The sequence below is a fragment of the Pseudoalteromonas sp. CR1 genome (genome assembly GCF_019392235.1).
In the GTDB taxonomy this organism is placed as follows: Bacteria; Pseudomonadota; Gammaproteobacteria; order Enterobacterales; family Alteromonadaceae; genus Pseudoalteromonas.
Map to the genome: position 1 here is coordinate 1 of NZ_JAHXRM010000619.1, position 237 is coordinate 237.

At 41.4% G+C, this 237-nt stretch carries 2 tRNA genes; both read left to right on the forward strand.

The features are described 5' to 3' along the window. The first annotated feature begins 4 nt into the window (after positions 1–4). Positions 5–80 (forward strand) — tRNA-Lys (locus KZZ04_RS20770). A gap of 78 nt (positions 81–158) precedes the next feature. Continuing rightward, positions 159–234 (forward strand) — tRNA-Lys (locus KZZ04_RS20775). Positions 235–237: the final 3 nt, after the last annotated feature.

Sequence of the window (237 nt, forward strand, 5' to 3'; positions counted from 1 at the left end):
GAGCGGGTCATTAGCTCAGTTGGTAGAGCAGTTGACTTTTAATCAATTGGTCGATGGTTCGAATCCATCATGACCCACCATTTTTACTTTATAAGTAAAAACTGGAACATCGGCGGATCTACGCAAGCAACATACTTCAGTACATACAATATTAGAGCGGGTCATTAGCTCAGTTGGTAGAGCAGTTGACTTTTAATCAATTGGTCGATGGTTCGAATCCATCATGACCCACCATTT